Annotated in this window: 14 protein-coding genes, 2 rRNA genes and 1 riboswitch (1 of these 17 running past the window's edge); all 16 genes read left to right on the top strand. The window is 32.8% G+C overall.

Annotation, left to right across the window (positions count from 1 at the left end):
• Positions 1 to 23: 23 nt before the first annotated feature.
• A complete protein-coding gene (cobT, locus tag CRIB_RS10710; protein WP_180702356.1) occupies positions 24 to 1,070 on the top strand; it encodes a nicotinate-nucleotide--dimethylbenzimidazole phosphoribosyltransferase in 1,047 nt (348 codons plus the stop codon).
• A 21-nt stretch (positions 1,071 to 1,091) separates the two neighbouring features.
• A complete protein-coding gene (gene cobU / locus CRIB_RS10705) occupies positions 1,092 to 1,652 on the top strand; it encodes a bifunctional adenosylcobinamide kinase/adenosylcobinamide-phosphate guanylyltransferase (RefSeq protein WP_180702355.1) in 561 nt (186 codons plus the stop codon).
• A gap of 3 nt (positions 1,653 to 1,655) precedes the next feature.
• A complete protein-coding gene (gene cobS, locus CRIB_RS10700; RefSeq protein ID WP_180702354.1) occupies positions 1,656 to 2,420 on the top strand; it encodes an adenosylcobinamide-GDP ribazoletransferase in 765 nt (254 codons plus the stop codon).
• An 18-nt stretch (positions 2,421 to 2,438) separates the two neighbouring features.
• Complete coding sequence (locus CRIB_RS10695) at positions 2,439 to 3,041, top strand: histidine phosphatase family protein (RefSeq protein ID WP_180702353.1); 603 nt, start codon at positions 2,439 to 2,441, stop codon at positions 3,039 to 3,041.
• Positions 3,042 to 3,052: 11 nt separating this feature from the next.
• Positions 3,053 to 3,227, top strand: a riboswitch (cobalamin riboswitch).
• A gap of 114 nt (positions 3,228 to 3,341) precedes the next feature.
• Complete coding sequence (locus tag CRIB_RS10690) at positions 3,342 to 4,877, top strand: cobyric acid synthase (RefSeq protein ID WP_180702352.1); 1,536 nt, start codon at positions 3,342 to 3,344, stop codon at positions 4,875 to 4,877.
• A gap of 13 nt (positions 4,878 to 4,890) precedes the next feature.
• Positions 4,891 to 6,294 (top strand): cobyrinate a,c-diamide synthase, encoded by a 1,404-nt coding sequence (locus CRIB_RS10685; RefSeq protein ID WP_180702351.1) that lies wholly within the window; start codon positions 4,891 to 4,893, stop codon positions 6,292 to 6,294.
• A gap of 1 nt (position 6,295) precedes the next feature.
• Entirely contained in the window at positions 6,296 to 7,243 is a 948-nt protein-coding gene (cbiB, locus tag CRIB_RS10680; protein ID WP_180702350.1) for an adenosylcobinamide-phosphate synthase CbiB, read from the top strand.
• Between the two features lie 10 nt (positions 7,244 to 7,253).
• Complete coding sequence (locus CRIB_RS10675; RefSeq protein WP_180702349.1) at positions 7,254 to 8,324, top strand: pyridoxal phosphate-dependent aminotransferase; 1,071 nt, start codon at positions 7,254 to 7,256, stop codon at positions 8,322 to 8,324.
• A gap of 1 nt (position 8,325) precedes the next feature.
• Complete coding sequence (locus tag CRIB_RS10670; protein ID WP_180702348.1) at positions 8,326 to 9,210, top strand: GHMP family kinase ATP-binding protein; 885 nt, start codon at positions 8,326 to 8,328, stop codon at positions 9,208 to 9,210.
• A 211-nt stretch (positions 9,211 to 9,421) separates the two neighbouring features.
• Entirely contained in the window at positions 9,422 to 10,204 is a 783-nt protein-coding gene (locus CRIB_RS10665) for a sirohydrochlorin cobaltochelatase (RefSeq protein WP_180702347.1), read from the top strand.
• Between the two features lie 347 nt (positions 10,205 to 10,551).
• Positions 10,552 to 11,457: a hydroxymethylbilane synthase gene (gene hemC, locus CRIB_RS10660; RefSeq protein WP_180702346.1), complete on the top strand. Its 906-nt coding sequence runs from the start codon at positions 10,552 to 10,554 to the stop codon at positions 11,455 to 11,457.
• Positions 11,447 to 12,955, top strand: a complete 1,509-nt coding sequence (gene cobA / locus CRIB_RS10655; RefSeq protein ID WP_180702345.1) for a uroporphyrinogen-III C-methyltransferase — start codon at positions 11,447 to 11,449, stop codon at positions 12,953 to 12,955. The genes hemC and cobA overlap by 11 nt, the downstream gene beginning before the upstream one ends.
• A gap of 222 nt (positions 12,956 to 13,177) precedes the next feature.
• On the top strand, positions 13,178 to 14,155 hold the full coding sequence (gene hemB, locus CRIB_RS10650; RefSeq protein WP_180702344.1) for a porphobilinogen synthase: 978 nt from the start codon (positions 13,178 to 13,180) through the stop codon (positions 14,153 to 14,155).
• 92 nt (positions 14,156 to 14,247) lie between these two features.
• Positions 14,248 to 14,832 (top strand): precorrin-2 dehydrogenase/sirohydrochlorin ferrochelatase family protein, encoded by a 585-nt coding sequence (locus CRIB_RS10645; RefSeq protein WP_180702343.1) that lies wholly within the window; start codon positions 14,248 to 14,250, stop codon positions 14,830 to 14,832.
• A 336-nt stretch (positions 14,833 to 15,168) separates the two neighbouring features.
• A 16S ribosomal RNA gene (locus CRIB_RS10640) occupies positions 15,169 to 16,673 on the top strand.
• Between the two features lie 143 nt (positions 16,674 to 16,816).
• A 23S ribosomal RNA gene (locus CRIB_RS10635) occupies positions 16,817 to 18,842 on the top strand; it runs 64 nt beyond the window's last position.
• Together the 16S and 23S rRNA genes form the textbook arrangement of a ribosomal RNA operon.

Here is an 18,842-nt window from a genome sequence, read left to right as displayed (position 1 = left end):
TAAGATGTTAAGGTGGGATTAAAATGAGTATATTAGAAAGCACAGTAAATAATATAGATTCTTTAGATAAGACTTCTATTGAACAAGCTAAAAAAAGGCTAGATAGATTAATAAAGCCTCAAGGTAGCTTAGGTAAGATGGAAGATATTTGTATGCAATTAGCAGGAATACATAAAAATAAACACTTTGATACTTCTAAAAAGGTAGTTATAGCTTTTGGAGCAGATCATGGAGTTTATGAAGAGGGTGTAGCACCAGACCCTCAAAATATAACATATATGCAATTACCAAACTTTACAAAAGGGATATGTGGAGTGGGCGTAATAAGTAAGTTTGTAGGCGCTGATGTGATAGCTGTAGATATTGGTGTAAACTGTGACCATGAATTAGAAGGTGTACTTAATTATAAAATAAGAAAAGGAACATCCAATATGGCTAAGGGTCCAGCTATGACTATAGAAGAGGCTATTAGATCTTTAGAAATAGGTATTGAAATGGCTGAAGATTCTATAAAAAAAGGATATAACTTAATAGGTATTGGAGAAATGGGTATATGCAATACTACACCAAGTAGTGCGATAATATCTGTAATAGATAATTGTGACCCAGAGGATGTAACTGGTATTGGGGCCGGATTAAAAAAAGAAAGAGTTAAATTTAAGGCAGATACAATAAGAAAATCTATAGAATTAAATAAACCAAATCCAGAAGATGCAATAGATATATTATCTAAAGTAGGTGGATTTGAAATCGGTGGTATGGCTGGAGTTATACTAGGATGTAGTGCTAATAGAATACCTGTGGTTTTAGATGGATTTATATCTTATGCAGCTGCATTACTTGCATATAAAATCAATCCAAAAACTAGAGAATACATGATAGCATCACATTCATCGGCAGAAACAGGAACACAGAGAGCTTTAAATATATTAAACTTAGAACCAGTTCTAAATATGGGAATGAGGTTAGGAGAAGGTAGTGGAGCGGCTCTTGCATTTAATATAATAGAGGCATCAAATTACACATATGAAAATATGGCTACATTTGATGAAGTAGATATGGGTAGATAGTATTTTAGTTAGGAGAAAAAAATGAGCCAAGTTATATTAGTAACAGGTGGAGCAAGATCTGGGAAAAGTAATTTTGCAGAGAAGCTATGTAAAGAACAAAATAATAATACTGCTTATATAGCAACATCAATTCCATTTGATGATGAAATGAAAGAGAGAGTTAAAAAGCATAAAGAAAGCAGACCACAAAATTGGAAGACTTATGAAATATACAAAGATATATACACTATAATAAATGATATTTCTAAAGAACATAAAACTGTAATACTGGATTGTGTTACTTTATTGGTTAATAATTTAATGTTTACATACGAAATAGATATAGATAATTCGACACAAGATGAAATAAATGAATTAGAAAAATATATAAAAGAACAAGTTGAAAAATTACTTATAGAAATAAAAAAGACTAATTTATACTTTGTGATAGTTACAAATGAATTAGGATTAGGTGGAGTTTCTATAAATAAATTAACTAGAATATATACAGATATTATAGGAAGAATAAATCAACAAATAGCAACTCATAGTGATGAGGTATATTTTGTGGTAAGTGGAATTCCTATGAAGATAAAGGGGTAGCTTATGAAAAGATTTATTTCTATACTTCAATTTATGACTAGGATACCAATAAATATAGATACTGGATTTGATGAAGAATTTCATAAAACCATAACATATTTTCCGTTAGTGGGACTGGTACTAGGTGTATTAATATATATTATAGGTTTAGTATCTGGCATATTTTTTGATTCATTCATAACATCAATAATAGTAACATTAACATTAGTCATATTAACCGGTGGACTACATATAGATGGATTAGGAGATACTTTTGATGCTATATATAGTTATAGAGACAAAGAAAGAATGCTAGAAATTATGAAAGACTCTAGATTAGGTACAAATTCTGTTTTGGCCATTATGTTTTTAATATTATTAAAAATAGGATTTATATATAGCATAATAAATAATAATCTACTTTGGACTGTAATATTTATGCCTGTAGTGGCAAGACTTGGAGTAATTGTTATGATGTATAAAACAGTAACTCCTAGAGAAAATGGAATGGGAAATTTATTTATAGGAAAAGCAAGTACATCGATGTTTACTATTGCTATACTATATACAATAATATTAATAATAGGAATATCAAAATTAATATTCTTAGCTTCAACGTTTAAAGTAATAATGTTAATAAGTACTATTATTATATTATTCATATTTAATAATTTATTTAAAAAACATATATACAAAAAAATTGATGGAGTAACGGGTGATATATTAGGTTGTACAATAGAACTTGGAGAGCTTATATATTTATTTTGTATATATTTATTATTAATATAGCCCTCAATGAGGTGAAATATGGTAAAATTAATATTAGTTAGACATGCTCTAACAGTAGATAATCAAGAAAGTAGATTATCTGGACATATAGATAGCTCTGTAAGTGAAGAAGGAAAAGAGCAAATAGATAAGATTACAAATTACTTAAAGGATTTCGATATAGATAAAATTTACACTACAACATCTTCTAGAACTAAAGATACTGTAAAAAAATTATCTGAATTAAAATCTATAGAAATTATAGAAAAAGAAAGTTTAAAAGAAATAAGTTTTGGAGATTTTGAAGGATTAACTTTTAAAGAGATAGAAAATAGATATCCTGAAGAATTTCAAGATATGATAAAAAAAGGATATGAGTACAAATATCCTAATGGAGAGAGTTTAATAGATTCATATAATAGAGTTTGTACAGAATTAGATAATATTATATCTGATTGCGATAATCAAACAATTCTTATTTGTTCTCATGGAGGAACAATAAGAAATATAATAACTTATTTAATATCAAATAGTTATAAATACCACTGGAATTTTAAAATTGATAATGGATCAGTTACAATTTTAGAAATACAAGATGGGTTTACAGTTATAACTACTATGAATAATACTAGTTTTATATAGTTACTAAAATAGAATATTAGATTGAATTGGGTTCTTTCAAGATTAATAGGGAAAAAGGTGAAAATCCTTTGCAGCCCCCGCTACTGTAAGATGGACGAAACTAAAATTACCACTGTCGATATGATGGGAAGGTATAGGAGTAGGATGAAGTCGAGCCAGGATACCTGCCTAATTTAATTTTACTAAATAAATCTCGGGGTGAAGATTTTTATAATATATAATGTATAAAATAAAAGTCCTAACTTACAAGAGTTAGGACTTTTTCTAATATTCTGAATTTTTATGAAGGAGAACTGAATCATGGGCAAAAAGATTATGCTACAAGGAACTGCGTCAAATGTTGGTAAAAGTATATTAACAGCAGGTTTGTGTAGAGTATTTAAACAAGATGGATATAGTGTTGCTCCATTTAAATCTCAAAATATGGCATTAAATTCTTTTATAACTAAGGAAGGTCTTGAAATGGGAAGAGCGCAAGTATTCCAAGCCGAAGCTTGTGGTATAGATCCAGTTGCAGATATGAATCCTATACTTTTAAAGCCATCTGGAAACCATAGATGCCAAGTTATAGTTAGAGGTAAAGTAAGAGAAGATATGGCATCTTCCAAGTATCATACATATAAACCTCAACTAGCTAAAGAATTAAAGACTATATTCAGTGAATTTAGCAATAACTATGACATCGTTGTAATGGAAGGTGCGGGAAGTACAGCCGAGATAAATCTAAGAGAGCATGATATAGCTAATATGGGTATGGCAGAGATTGCAGATGCACCAGTAATAATAGTAGGAGATATAGATAGAGGTGGTGTATTTGCATCACTTGCAGGAACTATGATGCTACTAAGTGAAGAAGAAAGAAGAAGAGTTAAAGGTGTAATAATAAATAAATTTAGAGGCAGAAAGGAACTTTTAGAAGAAGGTATAAAAATGCTAGAGGAAATAATAAATGTTCCTGTCCTTGGAGTTATACCCTATAGCGATATAAAAATAGAAGATGAAGATAGTGTTACAACTAGATTCAAGGCAGTACAAGGAAAAAGAGACATACACATAGAGATAATAAGAACTCCTCATATGTCTAACTTTACAGATTTCAATATATTTGAAACACAAAATGATGTAAGCGTCAGATATGTAGGGTATGGAGAAGCTTTAAGTAATCCAGATATAGTTATCATTCCGGGAAGTAAAAGTACAATAGATGACCTAAAGTATATAAGAGAAAATGGATTAGAGGAACAAATAAAGGAGCTACAAAAAAGAGGCAAATTAATATTTGGTATTTGTGGGGGTTACCAAATGCTAGGAAAGAAAATAAAAGATCCTTATCATGTAGAAGGAGAAGTTGAAGAGATAGATGGTATAGGCCTTTTAGATACAGAAACTATATTTGAAAAAGAAAAGACAACTACTCAAGTAGAAGCAATAATACACCCAAATCTTTCAGGATACATGAAAAACTTATCTGGTAAAAGAGTAAAAGGTTATGAAATACATATGGGAATAAGTAAGCCTGGAAGTGAAGTATCTTATTTAAACTTAATTGATAAAAAGCTAGGAGAAGAAGTTAGCTATCTAGAAGGTAGTATAAATAAAAATGGAAATGTAGTAGGTACATATATTCATGGAATATTTGATGAAATAGATTTTACTAGAGAACTTTTAAATAGTATAAGAGAAGAAAAAGGATTAGAAAAATTACAAAGTAATGTAACTTCTTTTGATGAATTTAAGCAAAATGAATATGACAAATTGGCAGATTTATTAAGAGAGAACTTAGATATACAAAAGATTTATGAAATAATGACAGAACATGAAAATAAAATTTTATAGTTAGGTGAAGCTTATGAAAAAGATTTTAATAGCAGGGACGAATAGTGGTGTAGGTAAAACCACTATCTCACTAGGAATAATGCAAGCTCTTACTAAAAGAAATATGAAAGTTCAGCCATATAAGGTTGGACCAGACTATATAGATCCTTCATATCACACTTTTATAACAGGAAGACATTCTAGAAACTTAGATTCATATATGTTAGATGATGAAAAGATAAAGTATGTATTTAATGATGCATCTAAAGATGCAGATATATCAGTAGTTGAAGGTGTTATGGGTCTATATGATGGTATTGGAATCGATTTAGATAATTGCACAAGTTCTTATACATCAAAACTTTTAAAGGCTCCAGTTATACTTGTTATAAATGGAAAAGCTATGGCAGCATCTAGCGCAGCTATGGTACTTGGATACAAAGAGCTTGATAAGAATGTTGATATAAAAGGTGTAATAGTTAATAACGTAAAAACTAAATCACACTATGAAATAATAAAAAAAGCTATAGAAACATATTGTAATATAGAAGTTTTAGGATACTTCCCACCAAATAATGAATTTTCATTAGAGTCAAGACACTTAGGATTAGTACCAAGTGTTGAAATAGAATCTTTAAAGACGAAATTCAGTAACTTAGCAGATGAAATAGAAAAGTACATAGATATAGATAGGATAATAGAAATTTCAGAAACTGAAGAAGTTGAAAGTGAATTTGATATAAGAGACTTTATAGAAAAAAATAAATTAGAAAATAAGACTATAGCTATAGCTTATGATAAAGGTTTTAACTTCTATTATAGAGAAAACATAGAGCTTCTTGAAGATTTAGGATTAAATATAAAATATTTTAGTCCATTAAATGATAAAGAAGTACCTATATCTGATTATATATATATTGGTGGAGGATTCCCTGAGATATTTGCAAAAGAAATAGAGCTAAACAAATCTATGAGGGAATCTATAAGAAACGCTCATGAAAAAAACATTCCAATATATGCTGAATGTGGTGGGCTAATGTATTTAGGTGAAAAACTTGTAGACCAAAATGAAAACGAATACGATATGGTTGGAATTTTAAAAGGAATTAGTAAAATGACAAAATCTTTAAGAAGGTTTGGATATTGCTACGGAATTGCCAAAGAAGATACAATCTTATCAAATGTAGGAGAAGTAATAAAAGGACATGAATTCCACCATTCTGTATTTGAGAGTGAAGAAGAATGTGCTTATATAATGAAGAAGGAAAGAGATAAAAAAATTGTTGATGAGTGGGAAGGTGGATATAGCAAAGGAAATACACTAGCTACATATTTACATACTCATTTCTATAACAACTTAAATTGCATAGAGAAGTTTTTGGGTAAGCACAAAAATGACTTAAATAAAGAGAAATTATTAGTAAAGGAAGAGAATTAATATGAATATACTATCTATTTATATAGGTTATATAATCGACCTGATTATAGGAGATCCATATTCTTTTCCTCACCCTGTTAGATTTATTGGAAAATTAATAAAAATAACTGAAGATCAAATAAGAAAAGTAGCAAAGAATGATAAAGCATTAAAAATAGGTGGATTTATTCTATGGTTTATTACAGTTGGAGTAACTTATCTTGTTACATATTTAATAGTTAAATTAAGTAGCTTGATTCCAGGCGGTTTTTTAATAGCAAACTCATTCTTGATTTATACAACACTAGCTACTAAATGCTTAAAAGATGAAGCAGTAAAAATATATGAATTATTAAAAACTAAAGATATAGAAAAAGCAAGAGTTCAAGTATCTTATATAGTTGGAAGAGATACAACACATTTAGATGAAGGCGAGATAATAAGGGCAACTGTAGAAACAGTAGCAGAAAATACTGTAGATGGAATTATAGCACCTATGTTTTATGCTTTCATAGGCGGAGCACCATTAGCGATGGCATATAAAGCAATAAATACTTTAGATTCTACAGTAGGATATAAAAATGATAAATATAAGGACCTGGGATTTGCATCAGCTAAAATTGATGATATAGCAAACTTTATACCAGCTAGAATATCATCTATATTAATGGCAATAGGAAGCTTTATATTGAAATATAACTATAAAGATGCATTAAAAATATCTATAAGAGATAGAAAAAATCATAAGAGTCCAAACTGTGCTTATCCAGAAGGAGCAGTTGCTGGAGCATTAGGAATTCAATTAGGTGGAATAAATATATACTTTGGAAAAGCAGTATACAAACCAACTATAGGAGATAAGCATAGAGAGATAGAAGTTGATGACATAGTAAAAACAAATAAAATAATGTATGCAACATCAATAACATCGATAGTTGTATTTACTATAATTTTCAAATTTTTATACTAAGGGGGCATATATGAAAGACTTAGGACATGGTGCTAATGTAGAACCAATGGCAAGAATGTATAACAAAAACCCTAAAGATATAATTGATTTTAGTTCTAATATAAACCCAAACGTAATTCAAGGACTAGAGGAATATATATTAGAAGGATTACAAGAAAGTAGAAGCTATCCAGATATTAAATATACAAATCTAAGAAATAATATATCTCAGTATATAGATGTAAGACCAGAATTTATAATACCTGGAAATGGAGCAACTGAAATAATTTACTTGCTTATGAAAAGTATAGATAAAAGGATTGCTATATTAAATCCTACATTTTCTGAATATGAAAGAAGTGCAAGACTTAACAATTTAGATGTAATAAATTTAAATTTAGATGAAAGTAATGAGTTTGAAATAGATTTAAATAATATAAAAGAAAATATTAATAAATTTGATAGTTTATTCGTATGCAATCCTAATAACCCAAATGGGAAGGTTAAAAACTTAGAAAAACTTTTAGATATTATAGTAGATAATAATAAGTTATTAATAGTAGATGAAACTTTTATGGAATTTGTTGAAGAAGAAGAGAAATATAGCTTAGTTAAATATGTAGAGAAGTATCCAAATTTATTTATACTTAAAGCTGTTACAAAATTTTTTGGCCTTCCAGGAATAAGACTTGGATATGGCCTAACAAGCAATAATGACATAATAGAAAAAATATATAACTATAAAGAACCTTGGACAATAAATTCTTTTGCAGATACTTTATCTAACTATATATTTAAAGATCAGAAATATATAGAGGATAGTAAAGAGTATTATATAGATGAACGTAACTTTATGTTATCAGAGCTAAAATCTATAAATAGCATACACGTATATGATACAGATACAAATTTTATATTAATTAGACTTAATGACAAAAGGGCAAAGGAAATAAAAGTTGAATTGTTAAGAGAAGGAAATATTCTTATAAGAGATGCTTCGAATTTTATCGGATTAGATGATAGATATATAAGGATAGCGATAAAGTCTCATAAAGAAAATGAACTTCTTATAAGACATATGAAAAAACTATTGGGTGATTAATATGAAATATTATGGAATTTGTCCAGCATCTTGCGGCGAATTTGTTCAAGGTGTAATGGATAGAGCAGAATATCTCTGCTCATATGCAGTGGATTTATACTCTACTGCTGAGGTTGAGGAAAAGTTGAATAATATAAATCTTGGACCGTTAAAGTCTAGAAAAGCTATAGAAGCAGTATTTAAAAAGTTTAACATACCTGTTGAAGAGAGTAAGAATATATCTTTAAAAATAAGAAGTAAAATACCTGTTGGTAAAGGTATGGCAAGTTCTACTGCTGATATAGGAGCAACAATAGGAGCAACATTACGATTAATAAAAAAAGAATTAAGTAGTGAAGAAATATCAAAGCTAGCGTCTACTATAGAGCCAACAGACTCTATATATATAGAAAAAAATAGTATTTTTAATCCTTTAAATGGTGAAGTAATAAGGCATTTAGGTCATGTTAAGGATTTAAGAGTAGTGATATTAGAGCCCAATAGAACTTTAAATACCATGAGGATTAGAAAAGCTCCAAATTATAAAAAAATAAAGGCTCAAAATAAAGAAATTATAAAAATATCTTTTAGCCTTTTAGAAGAAGGAATAAAGAGCAATGATATGCATAAAATTGGAAAAGCGAGTATTTTTAGCAGTTTAGCTAATGAAAGTATACATAAAAAGGAAGGCTTAGAGAAAATAATAGAGATATCTAAAAATTATGGTGCTTATGGAGTTAACGTTGCTCATAGCGGAACGGTTGTAGGTATATTAATAGACAAATCTATGGATGACACTAGGTTAATAGAGTTATTAAGAAATGTAGGTCTTGATTCAGTTTACAAAAAAATGTACACATCAAATATAATCGATGGTGGAATTAGGGCGGAACAAGCATGGATTTAAGTTTGATAAACAAAAAATTAGATGTTTAGTGGAAGAAAATTATTTTCATTTGTTAATGTGCCAACATATTTATACAAAATAATGGAAGTGATGGATTAAAAAGAATTAAGTTTAGATGCTATTGTAGGTGTTTCAGTTGAATTTGTAAGAGCATCATAATCTAAATATGAATTAGAAAAATTATTATAAATTTAGGCAAGGTGGATCTAGCATGAAAAAAGCAGTTTTAGTAGTGAGTTTTGGGACAAGTTATAAAGAAACTCGAGAAAAAACTATAGAAGCTTGTGAAAATAAAATAAAAGAAGGATTAAAAGAATATGACTTTTTTAGAGCCTTTACTTCTAATATGATAATAAGAAAATTAAAAAATAGAGATGGTTTACACATAGAAAATCCAGTAGAAGCATTAGATAGATTATATAAAGAAGGATATCAAGAAGTTATAGTTCAAACACTTCATATAATATGTGGAAAAGAATTCAACAAGCTAAAAGAACAAGTTGAGAGTTATAAAGATAGGTTTGAAAAGATAATACTAGGTAGGCCATTATTGACATATATAGAAGACTACAAGGAAATAGTAGAAGCTATAGAAAATCAAATACCAAAAATGGAGTCTCAAGAGGTTGTTGTATTTATGGGGCATGGAACATTTCATGAGTCGCACTCGGCATATACAACTTTAGAATATGTGTTAAGGGATTCTGGTATAAATGCATATGTAGGAACATTCGAAGGCTATCCAGAAATAGAATTTCTTATAAGAAGGTTACAAGTAAATAACATAAAAACAGTAAATTTAATGCCATTTATGCTAGTAGCAGGGAATCATGTAATAAATGACATGGCAGGAGATGGAGAATATTCTTGGAAGAGTATATTTAAAAGTCATGGATTTGAGGTAAAAATACACTTACAAGGATTAGGTGAGAATCCTTATATCCAAAATAAATTTATGAGACATGCACAAAGTTGTATAGTAAATTTAAAATAACTAGAAGATATATGTTAATTAATCAAAATGAAATTTTAGATGTGAAAATTTTATGGAATAGATGCAGTAGCTGGTGATAATTATTAATAATAAAAGTGGTAGAAACGTTATAAAGTTTAGATAGATATATATAAGAAATAATAGGTAATTTAGAAAAGAATGACATTATAGAGAATTTTATATTAGTAAGTAAATCACCTCAAGGGAGATAGAAAGTATATACTAACTTAAGATAGATAAATTTAGAAGAGAAAATATCTTACTTTTCAACTATACTAGTAAATAAAGAAGTTAAAAAAGAGGTTAAAGTAGGATAGTTAATAGTAACCTCTAAAGGAGATGAAGTTATGAAAATAATAGTTGGAACTAGAGGGAGTAAGTTAGCAGTAACTCAAACTAATTGGGTTATAAACAAACTTAAAGAAAAACATCCTGAAGTTGAATTTGAAACTAAGATTATAAAAACTAAAGGTGACTTAATACAAAATGTTAGTTTAGATAAAATAGGGGATAAAGGGTTATTTGTAAAAGAGATAGAACAACAACTAATTGATGGTCAGATAGATATGGCTGTTCATAGTATGAAGGACATGCCATCAACTTTACCTGAAGGATTAAAATTTGCAAGTATCCCTAAAAGAGAAGATGCAAGAGATGTACTTGTACTAAAGAAGGGGTATTCTAGTATAAATGATTTACCTAATGGGGCAAAAGTTGCAACAGGAAGTAAAAGAAGAAAATATCAACTATTAAAGTATAGACCTGACTTAAATATAGTTCCTATAAGAGGTAATGTTGATACTAGAATTAAAAAAATAGTAGATGAAAACTTAGATGGTATAGTTCTAGCTGCATCAGGACTTTTAAGAGCAGGACTTGAGGATAAAATAAGTTACTATATACCTAAAGATATAATGATTCCTGCACCAGCACAGGGAGCTTTAGCTATAGAAATTAGAGAAAATAGTAAAGATATAGAAGAAATAATAAATTCACTACAAGATATGGAAACTGAAATCCAAGTTGCAGCTGAAAGAGGATTTTTAGATGGAATAAACGGAAGTTGTCATATTCCTATAGGTGCTTATTGTGATGTTGATGGAGAAAATGTAAGTCTAACCGGTTTATATGGTGATGAAGAAGGGAATAACTTAATCATAAAAACTATAAGTGGAAAAGCATCAGAAGCTCGTGAGATAGGACTACAATTAGCTAAACTGATTTCAAAGGAGTATGAAGATTATGAAGGGTAAAGTTTACTTAGTAGGGGCAGGACCAGGAGATTATAAATTATTAACTTTAAAAGGACTAGAGTGCATAAAAAAAGCAGACGTTATAGTTTATGATAGATTAGCAAATAAAAACTATCTAAAAGAAGCTAAGGAAAACTGTGAGTTTATATATGTAGGTAAAGCATCAAGTAACCACACTCTTCCTCAAGAAGATATAAATAGAGTTATAGCTGATAAGGCTAAAGAAGGTAAAATAGTAACAAGACTTAAGGGAGGAGATCCTTATGTATTTGGCAGAGGTGGAGAAGAAGGAGAACTTTTAAAAGAAGAAGGTATAGAGTTTGAAGTTGTACCAGGCATAACTTCAGCAATAGGTGGATTATGTTATGCAGGTATACCTATAACTCATAGAGATTATGCATCTTCTTTCCATGTTATAACAGGTCATTTAAGAGATGATGACAAAGAAAATCCAGAAATAAACTGGAATGCATTAGCTAATATGAATGGTACATTAGTATTCTTAATGGGGGTAGCTAACCTTCAAAAAATTAGTTCTAATTTAATAAAAGAAGGAAAATCAAAAGATACACCAGTTGCACTTATAAGTTGGGCAACAAGATCTAATCAAAGAGTTATAACTTCTACATTAGAAAATGTATACGAAACTGCAGTAAGGGAGAATGTGAAGCCACCAACTCTTATAGCTGTCGGAGATGTAGTTGAATTAAGAGATAAATTAAACTTCTTTGAAAGTAAGCCTCTATTTGGGAAAAATGTAATAGTAACAAGATCGAGAACTCAAAGCAGTTCTTTAGTATCAAAAATATCTGATTTAGGTGGAAATCCGATAGAAGTACCGACTATAAAGATAGAAAAAATAGAAAATAATATAGCTTTAGAAAATGAAATAAAAAATATAAAAGACTATACATACTTAATATTAACAAGTAAAAATGCTGTTGATATATTCTTTGATAAGCTAGATGAGATGGACCTTGATAGTAGAGTGTTAGCAAATTTAAAAGTTTGTGCTATAGGATCCGCTACTGCTAAAGAAATAAAAAATAGAGGAATAAAGGCAGATATCATTCCAGAAAAATTCGTTGCAGAATATCTATTTGAAGAATTAAAGGATATATTAAAAGATTCTGATAAAGTTTTAATACCTAGAGCAAAAAATGCTAGAGACTTTTTAGTTAATAAAATTAATGAAATATGTGCGGTTAAAGAAGTTCACATATATGAAACAGTACTAGATGATAGTAAAAAAGATGAAGTATTAGATATATTAAATTCAGGAGAAGTAGATTACATTACATTTGCAAGTTCATCTACGGTTACAAATTTTGTAGATATAATAGGGAAAGAAAATATAGATAAGCTAAATGAATTAAAAGTTATATCTATAGGACCTATAACTACACAAACTGCTAAAAGTTTAAATATAAATGTTTATAATGAAGCTGAAGTTTCAACTATAGATGGAATTATTAATTCTATAATGAATGATAAATAGGTATGATAAAATGTATAAATCTCAATATATTATTGAGATTTATACATTTTATATAATTATAAGGGATTATATAAAAAATATGCATGCTGTTTATAATTTTTAATTCAAAACTCCTTTGAGTAATGGATTTACTCTAATGAAAAAAAGAATATTGTTGGTGAAATGAAGTGCTTCGCCGACACGGTACTCAAGCGAAATAAATTTTTTATGGAGGAAAAATAAATGTTAAGAAGACCTAGAAGATTAAGAGTAAATAGTGCTACTAGAAATTTAGTTAGAGAAACTAAATTAAATATTGAAGATTTAATTTATCCTTTATTTATAGTAGAAGGTGAAAACATAAAACGAGAAATATCATCTTTACCAGATGTATATCACTTCTCACTAGATATGTTAGAGGAAGAGATAAAAGAAATAAAGGATTTAGGAATAGAACATATTATACTGTTTGGGATACCATATGACCATGAGAAGGATGCTTGTGGTAGTGAAGCATATAATGAGAATGGAATAATTCAAAGGGCTGTTAAAAAAATAAAAGAAATAGACCCAGATATGAATGTAGTTACGGATGTGTGTATGTGTGAATATACTAGTCATGGACATTGTGGGATACTAACTGAAGGTGGGTATGTAGATAATGATAAAACACTAGAGTGTTTAGCACAAATAGCTGTAAGTCATGTAAAAGCAGGTGCAGATATGGTTGCACCTTCAGATATGATGGACGGAAGGGTAAAGGTTATAAGAGAAGCTTTAGATAAAGCTGGATTTGTACATATACCGATAATGTCTTATAGTGTGAAATATGCATCTACATTCTATGGACCATTTAGAGAAGCTGCAAATTCAGCACCATCATTTGGAGATAGAAAAGCATATCAAATGGATCCGGCAAACACTAATGAAGCATTAATAGAAGCAGAACTTGATGTATTAGAAGGTGCAGATATATTAATGGTTAAGCCTGCATTATCATATTTAGATGTAATAAGAAGGGTAAAAGATAATTATAATTTACCTTTAGCTGCTTATAATGTTAGTGGTGAATATGCTATGCTTAAGTCAGCAGTTAAGAATGGCATATTAAGTGAAGGCGCTATATATGAATCTATTTTATCTATAAAAAGAGCAGGAGCAGATATAATAATAACTTATTTTGCTAAGGACTTAGCAAAAATGATAAGAGATAAAAAATAGTATTGATTATATAATGTGATGCCTTAATGTAAATTAAAATGTTTTATTATAAGGCATCACTTTTTAATATAAGGAAAGAGGAATGGTCAATAATGTTATATCCGATTAACTTAGAAATAAAAGATATGAAAATAACTATAATTGGTGGAGGAGATGTAGCTTATAGAAAATGTAAAAATTTTTTAGAATTTGGAAAAAGTATTAGAGTTGTTTCTCCAGAATTTATTGATAATTTTGAGCTAATTAAAAATGATGTTGAGTTAGTTTATGATGTATATAAAGAAGAATATATAAAAGATAGTTTTATAGTAGTAGCAGCAACGAATAATAAAGAAATAAATAAAAATATAGGTATATATTGTAGGAGTTTTGGCAAACTAGTTAACGTGGTAGATGATATAGAACTATCAAATTATACAGTACCTTCTTATGTAAAAAGAGGAGATTTACTCATTAGTATATCTACAGGAGGAAAAAGTCCTTCATTGTCATCAAAGATAAAAAAAGAATTAGAAGAAAAATATGATGATAGTTATGAGGAATACATAAATATATTAGGAGAAATCAGACAAAAAGTTATAAAAAATTACAAAAATATTTATGAAAGAAAAAAAGTACTCAACAGATTGGTAAATCTAACTTTAGAAGAACTTAAAATTTTGCAAAATGAATTTTAATTAATAAAAAATAAAAAAAGTTTATAAAAAAGTGTTGACGATATAAAAATGAGATGGTATAGTTATACTTGTCCTTAAGAAAAGGGCGAACACGAAAGAAAAAACAACTTAAAAAAATAGGTTGACAAAGAAAGACAACTTTGGTAAACTTAAGAAGTTGTGAAAATGAACTTTGAAAATTAAACAGTAGGTTAATTTATAGAATTGAAACTAAACAAACCAAGCCAGATATTCAGATAATGATTAGTCTGAGCAGGTAACAACTTTTATTTGAGCAACGGATGTATCTGAAGCGGTAGCGAAGATATAACGTTGGCGATATAAATTCGAAGAATTTATTTTGAGAGTTTGATCCTGGCTCAGGATGAACGCTGGCGGCGTGCCTAACACATGCAAGTCGAGCGATTTACTTCGGTAAAGAGCGGCGGACGGGTGAGTAACGCGTGGGTAACCTGCCCTGTACACACGGATAACATACCGAAAGGTATGCTAATACGAGATAAAATACTTTTATCGCATGGTAGAAGTATCAAAGCTTTTGCGGTACAGGATGGACCCGCGTCTGATTAGCTAGTTGGTAAGGTAACGGCTTACCAAGGCGACGATCAGTAGCCGACCTGAGAGGGTGATCGGCCACATTGGAACTGAGACACGGTCCAAACTCCTACGGGAGGCAGCAGTGGGGAATATTGCACAATGGGCGAAAGCCTGATGCAGCAACGCCGCGTGAGCGATGAAGGCCTTCGGGTCGTAAAGCTCTGTCCTCAAGGAAGATAATGACGGTACTTGAGGAGGAAGCCCCGGCTAACTACGTGCCAGCAGCCGCGGTAATACGTAGGGGGCTAGCGTTATCCGGAATTACTGGGCGTAAAGGGTGCGTAGGTGGTTTCTTAAGTCAGAGGTGAAAGGCTACGGCTCAACCGTAGTAAGCCTTTGAAACTGGGAAACTTGAGTGCAGGAGAGGAGAGTGGAATTCCTAGTGTAGCGGTGAAATGCGTAGATATTAGGAGGAACACCAGTTGCGAAGGCGGCTCTCTGGACTGTAACTGACACTGAGGCACGAAAGCGTGGGGAGCAAACAGGATTAGATACCCTGGTAGTCCACGCCGTAAACGATGAGTACTAGCTGTCGGAGGTTACCCCCTTCGGTGGCGCAGCTAACGCATTAAGTACTCCGCCTGGGAAGTACGCTCGCAAGAGTGAAACTCAAAGGAATTGACGGGGACCCGCACAAGTAGCGGAGCATGTGGTTTAATTCGAAGCAACGCGAAGAACCTTACCTAAGCTTGACATCCTTTTGACCGATGCCTAATAGCATCTTTCCCTTCGGGGACAGAAGTGACAGGTGGTGCATGGTTGTCGTCAGCTCGTGTCGTGAGATGTTGGGTTAAGTCCCGCAACGAGCGCAACCCTTGCCTTTAGTTGCCAGCATTAAGTTGGGCACTCTAGAGGGACTGCCAGGGATAACCTGGAGGAAGGTGGGGATGACGTCAAATCATCATGCCCCTTATGCTTAGGGCTACACACGTGCTACAATGGGTGGTACAGAGGGCAGCCAAGTCGTGAGGCGGAGCTAATCCCTTAAAGCCATTCTCAGTTCGGATTGTAGGCTGAAACTCGCCTACATGAAGCTGGAGTTACTAGTAATCGCAGATCAGAATGCTGCGGTGAATGCGTTCCCGGGTCTTGTACACACCGCCCGTCACACCACGGAAGTTGGGGGCGCCCGAAGCCACTTAGCTAACCCTTTTGGGAAGCGAGTGTCGAAGGTGAAATCAATAACTGGGGTGAAGTCGTAACAAGGTAGCCGTATCGGAAGGTGCGGCTGGATCACCTCCTTTCTAAGGAGAATTACCTACTGTTTAATTTTGAGGGTTCATTCCTCAATGTTAGTACCTTGAAAACTGCATAACATTTAGTGATATGACATCATTTTAAACATATATAGACAAGAAAAGTCTTTAAAATTACAACTCTAATAACTGGTCAAGTTATTAAGGGTGCAGGGCGGATGCCTTGGCACTAGGAGCCGATGAAGGACGTGATAAGCTGCGATAAGCTTCGGGGAGTTGCACGTAAACTTTGATCCGAAGATTTCCGAATGAGGAAACTCACTTAGAGTAATGTCTAAGTATCGTTAAGTGAATACATAGCTTAGCGAGGGGAACCCGGGGAACTGAAACATCTAAGTACCCGGAGGAAGAGAAAGAAATTCGATTCCGTAAGTAGCGGCGAGCGAACGCGGAACAGGCCAAACCAATGAAGTTTACTTCGTTGGGGTTGCGGACATGTCATTAACGAAGAGGTCATCGTAGATGAAGAGAGTTGGAAAGCTCCGCTATAAAGTGTAATAGCCACGTAGTTAAAACGATAATTCTTTAGATATGATCCAGAGTACCACGGGACACGTGAAACCCTGTGGGAAGCAGGAGGGACCATCCTCCAAGCCTAAATACTACCTAGTGACCGATAGCGCATAGTACCGTGAGGGAAAGGTGAAAAGAACCCCGGGAGGGGAGTGAAATAGAACCTGAAACCCTGTACTTACAAGCTGTGGGAGCACATTACTTGTGTGACCGCGTACTTTTTGTAGAACGGGCCAACGAGTTACGTTAAGTAGCAAGGTTAAGCACTTAAGGTGTGGAGCCGTAGCGAAAGCGAGTCTTAAATGGGCGATTAAGTTACTTGGCGTAGACCCGAAACCGGGCGACCTATCCATGAGCAGGTTGAAGCGAAAGTAAAATTTCGTGGAGGACCGAACCCACGAGCGTTGAAAAGCTCGGGGATGACTTGTGGATAGCGGTGAAATTCCAATCGAGCCCGGAGATAGCTGGTTCTCCCCGAAATAGCTTTAGGGCTAGCCTCAAGCGTAGAGAAACGGAGGTAGAGCACTGAATGTCCTAGGGGGTATTGCACTTACCGAAGACTATCAAACTCCGAATGCCGTTTTCTTTTACTTGGGAGTCAGACTGTGGGTGATAAGATTCATAGTCAAAAGGGCAACAGCCCAGATCGTCAGCTAAGGTCCCTAAATGTACGTTAAGTGGTAAAGGATGTGGGATTGCACAGACAACCAGGATGTTGGCTTAGAAGCAGCCACTCATTTAAAGAGTGCGTAATAGCTCACTGGTCGAGTGATCCTGCGCCGAAAATTTCCGGGGCTAAAACGTACTACCGAAGCTACGGCATCAATTATGATGGGTAGGGGAGCTTCGTATGCAGGCTGAAGCATGACCGTAAGGACATGTGGACAGTATACGAGTGAGAATGTTGGCATGAGTAGCGAGACGTGGGTGAGAATCCCACGGGCCGTAAACCCAAGGTTTCCAGGGGAAGGTTCGTCCGCCCTGGGTTAGTCGGGACCTAAGCCGAGGCCGAAAGGCGTAGGTGATGGACAACAGGTTGATATTCCTGTACCGCCAATAAGCGTTTGAGAGATGGAGTGACACAGTAGGATAAGCTAACCGTACTGTTGGTTATGTACGGCTAAGCATTGAGGCAGTCTAAATAGGCAAATCCGTTTAGACAATGCTAGGATGTGATGGGGAAGCCCTTCGGGGCGAAGTAGCTGATTTCACACTGTCAAGAAAAGCTTCTATCGAGTTTAAAGGCGCCCGTACCGTAAACCGACACAGGTGGGTGAGGAGAGTATCCTAAGGCCAGCGAGAGAACTATTGTTAAGGAACTCGGCAAAATGACCCCGTAACTTAGGGAGAAGGGGTGCCTGTCTATGACAGGCCGCAGAGAATAGGCCCAAGCGACTGTTTACCAAAAACACAGGTTTCTGCTAAGTCGCAAGACGATGTATAGGAGCTGACGCCTGCCCGGTGCTGGAAGGTTAAGGGGATCTGTTAGAGCAATCGAAGCAGTGAACTTAAGCCCCAGTAAACGGCGGCCGTAACTATAACGGTCCTAAGGTAGCGAAATTCCTTGTCGGGTAAGTTCCGACCCGCACGAAAGGCGTAACGATTTGGGCACTGTCTCAACAATAGACTCGGTGAAATTGTAAT

The sequence above is a fragment of the Romboutsia ilealis genome (assembly GCF_900015215.1).
In the GTDB taxonomy this organism is placed as follows: Bacteria; Bacillota; Clostridia; order Peptostreptococcales; family Peptostreptococcaceae; genus Romboutsia; species Romboutsia ilealis.
This window is presented reverse-complemented; position numbering and strand designations above follow the sequence as displayed.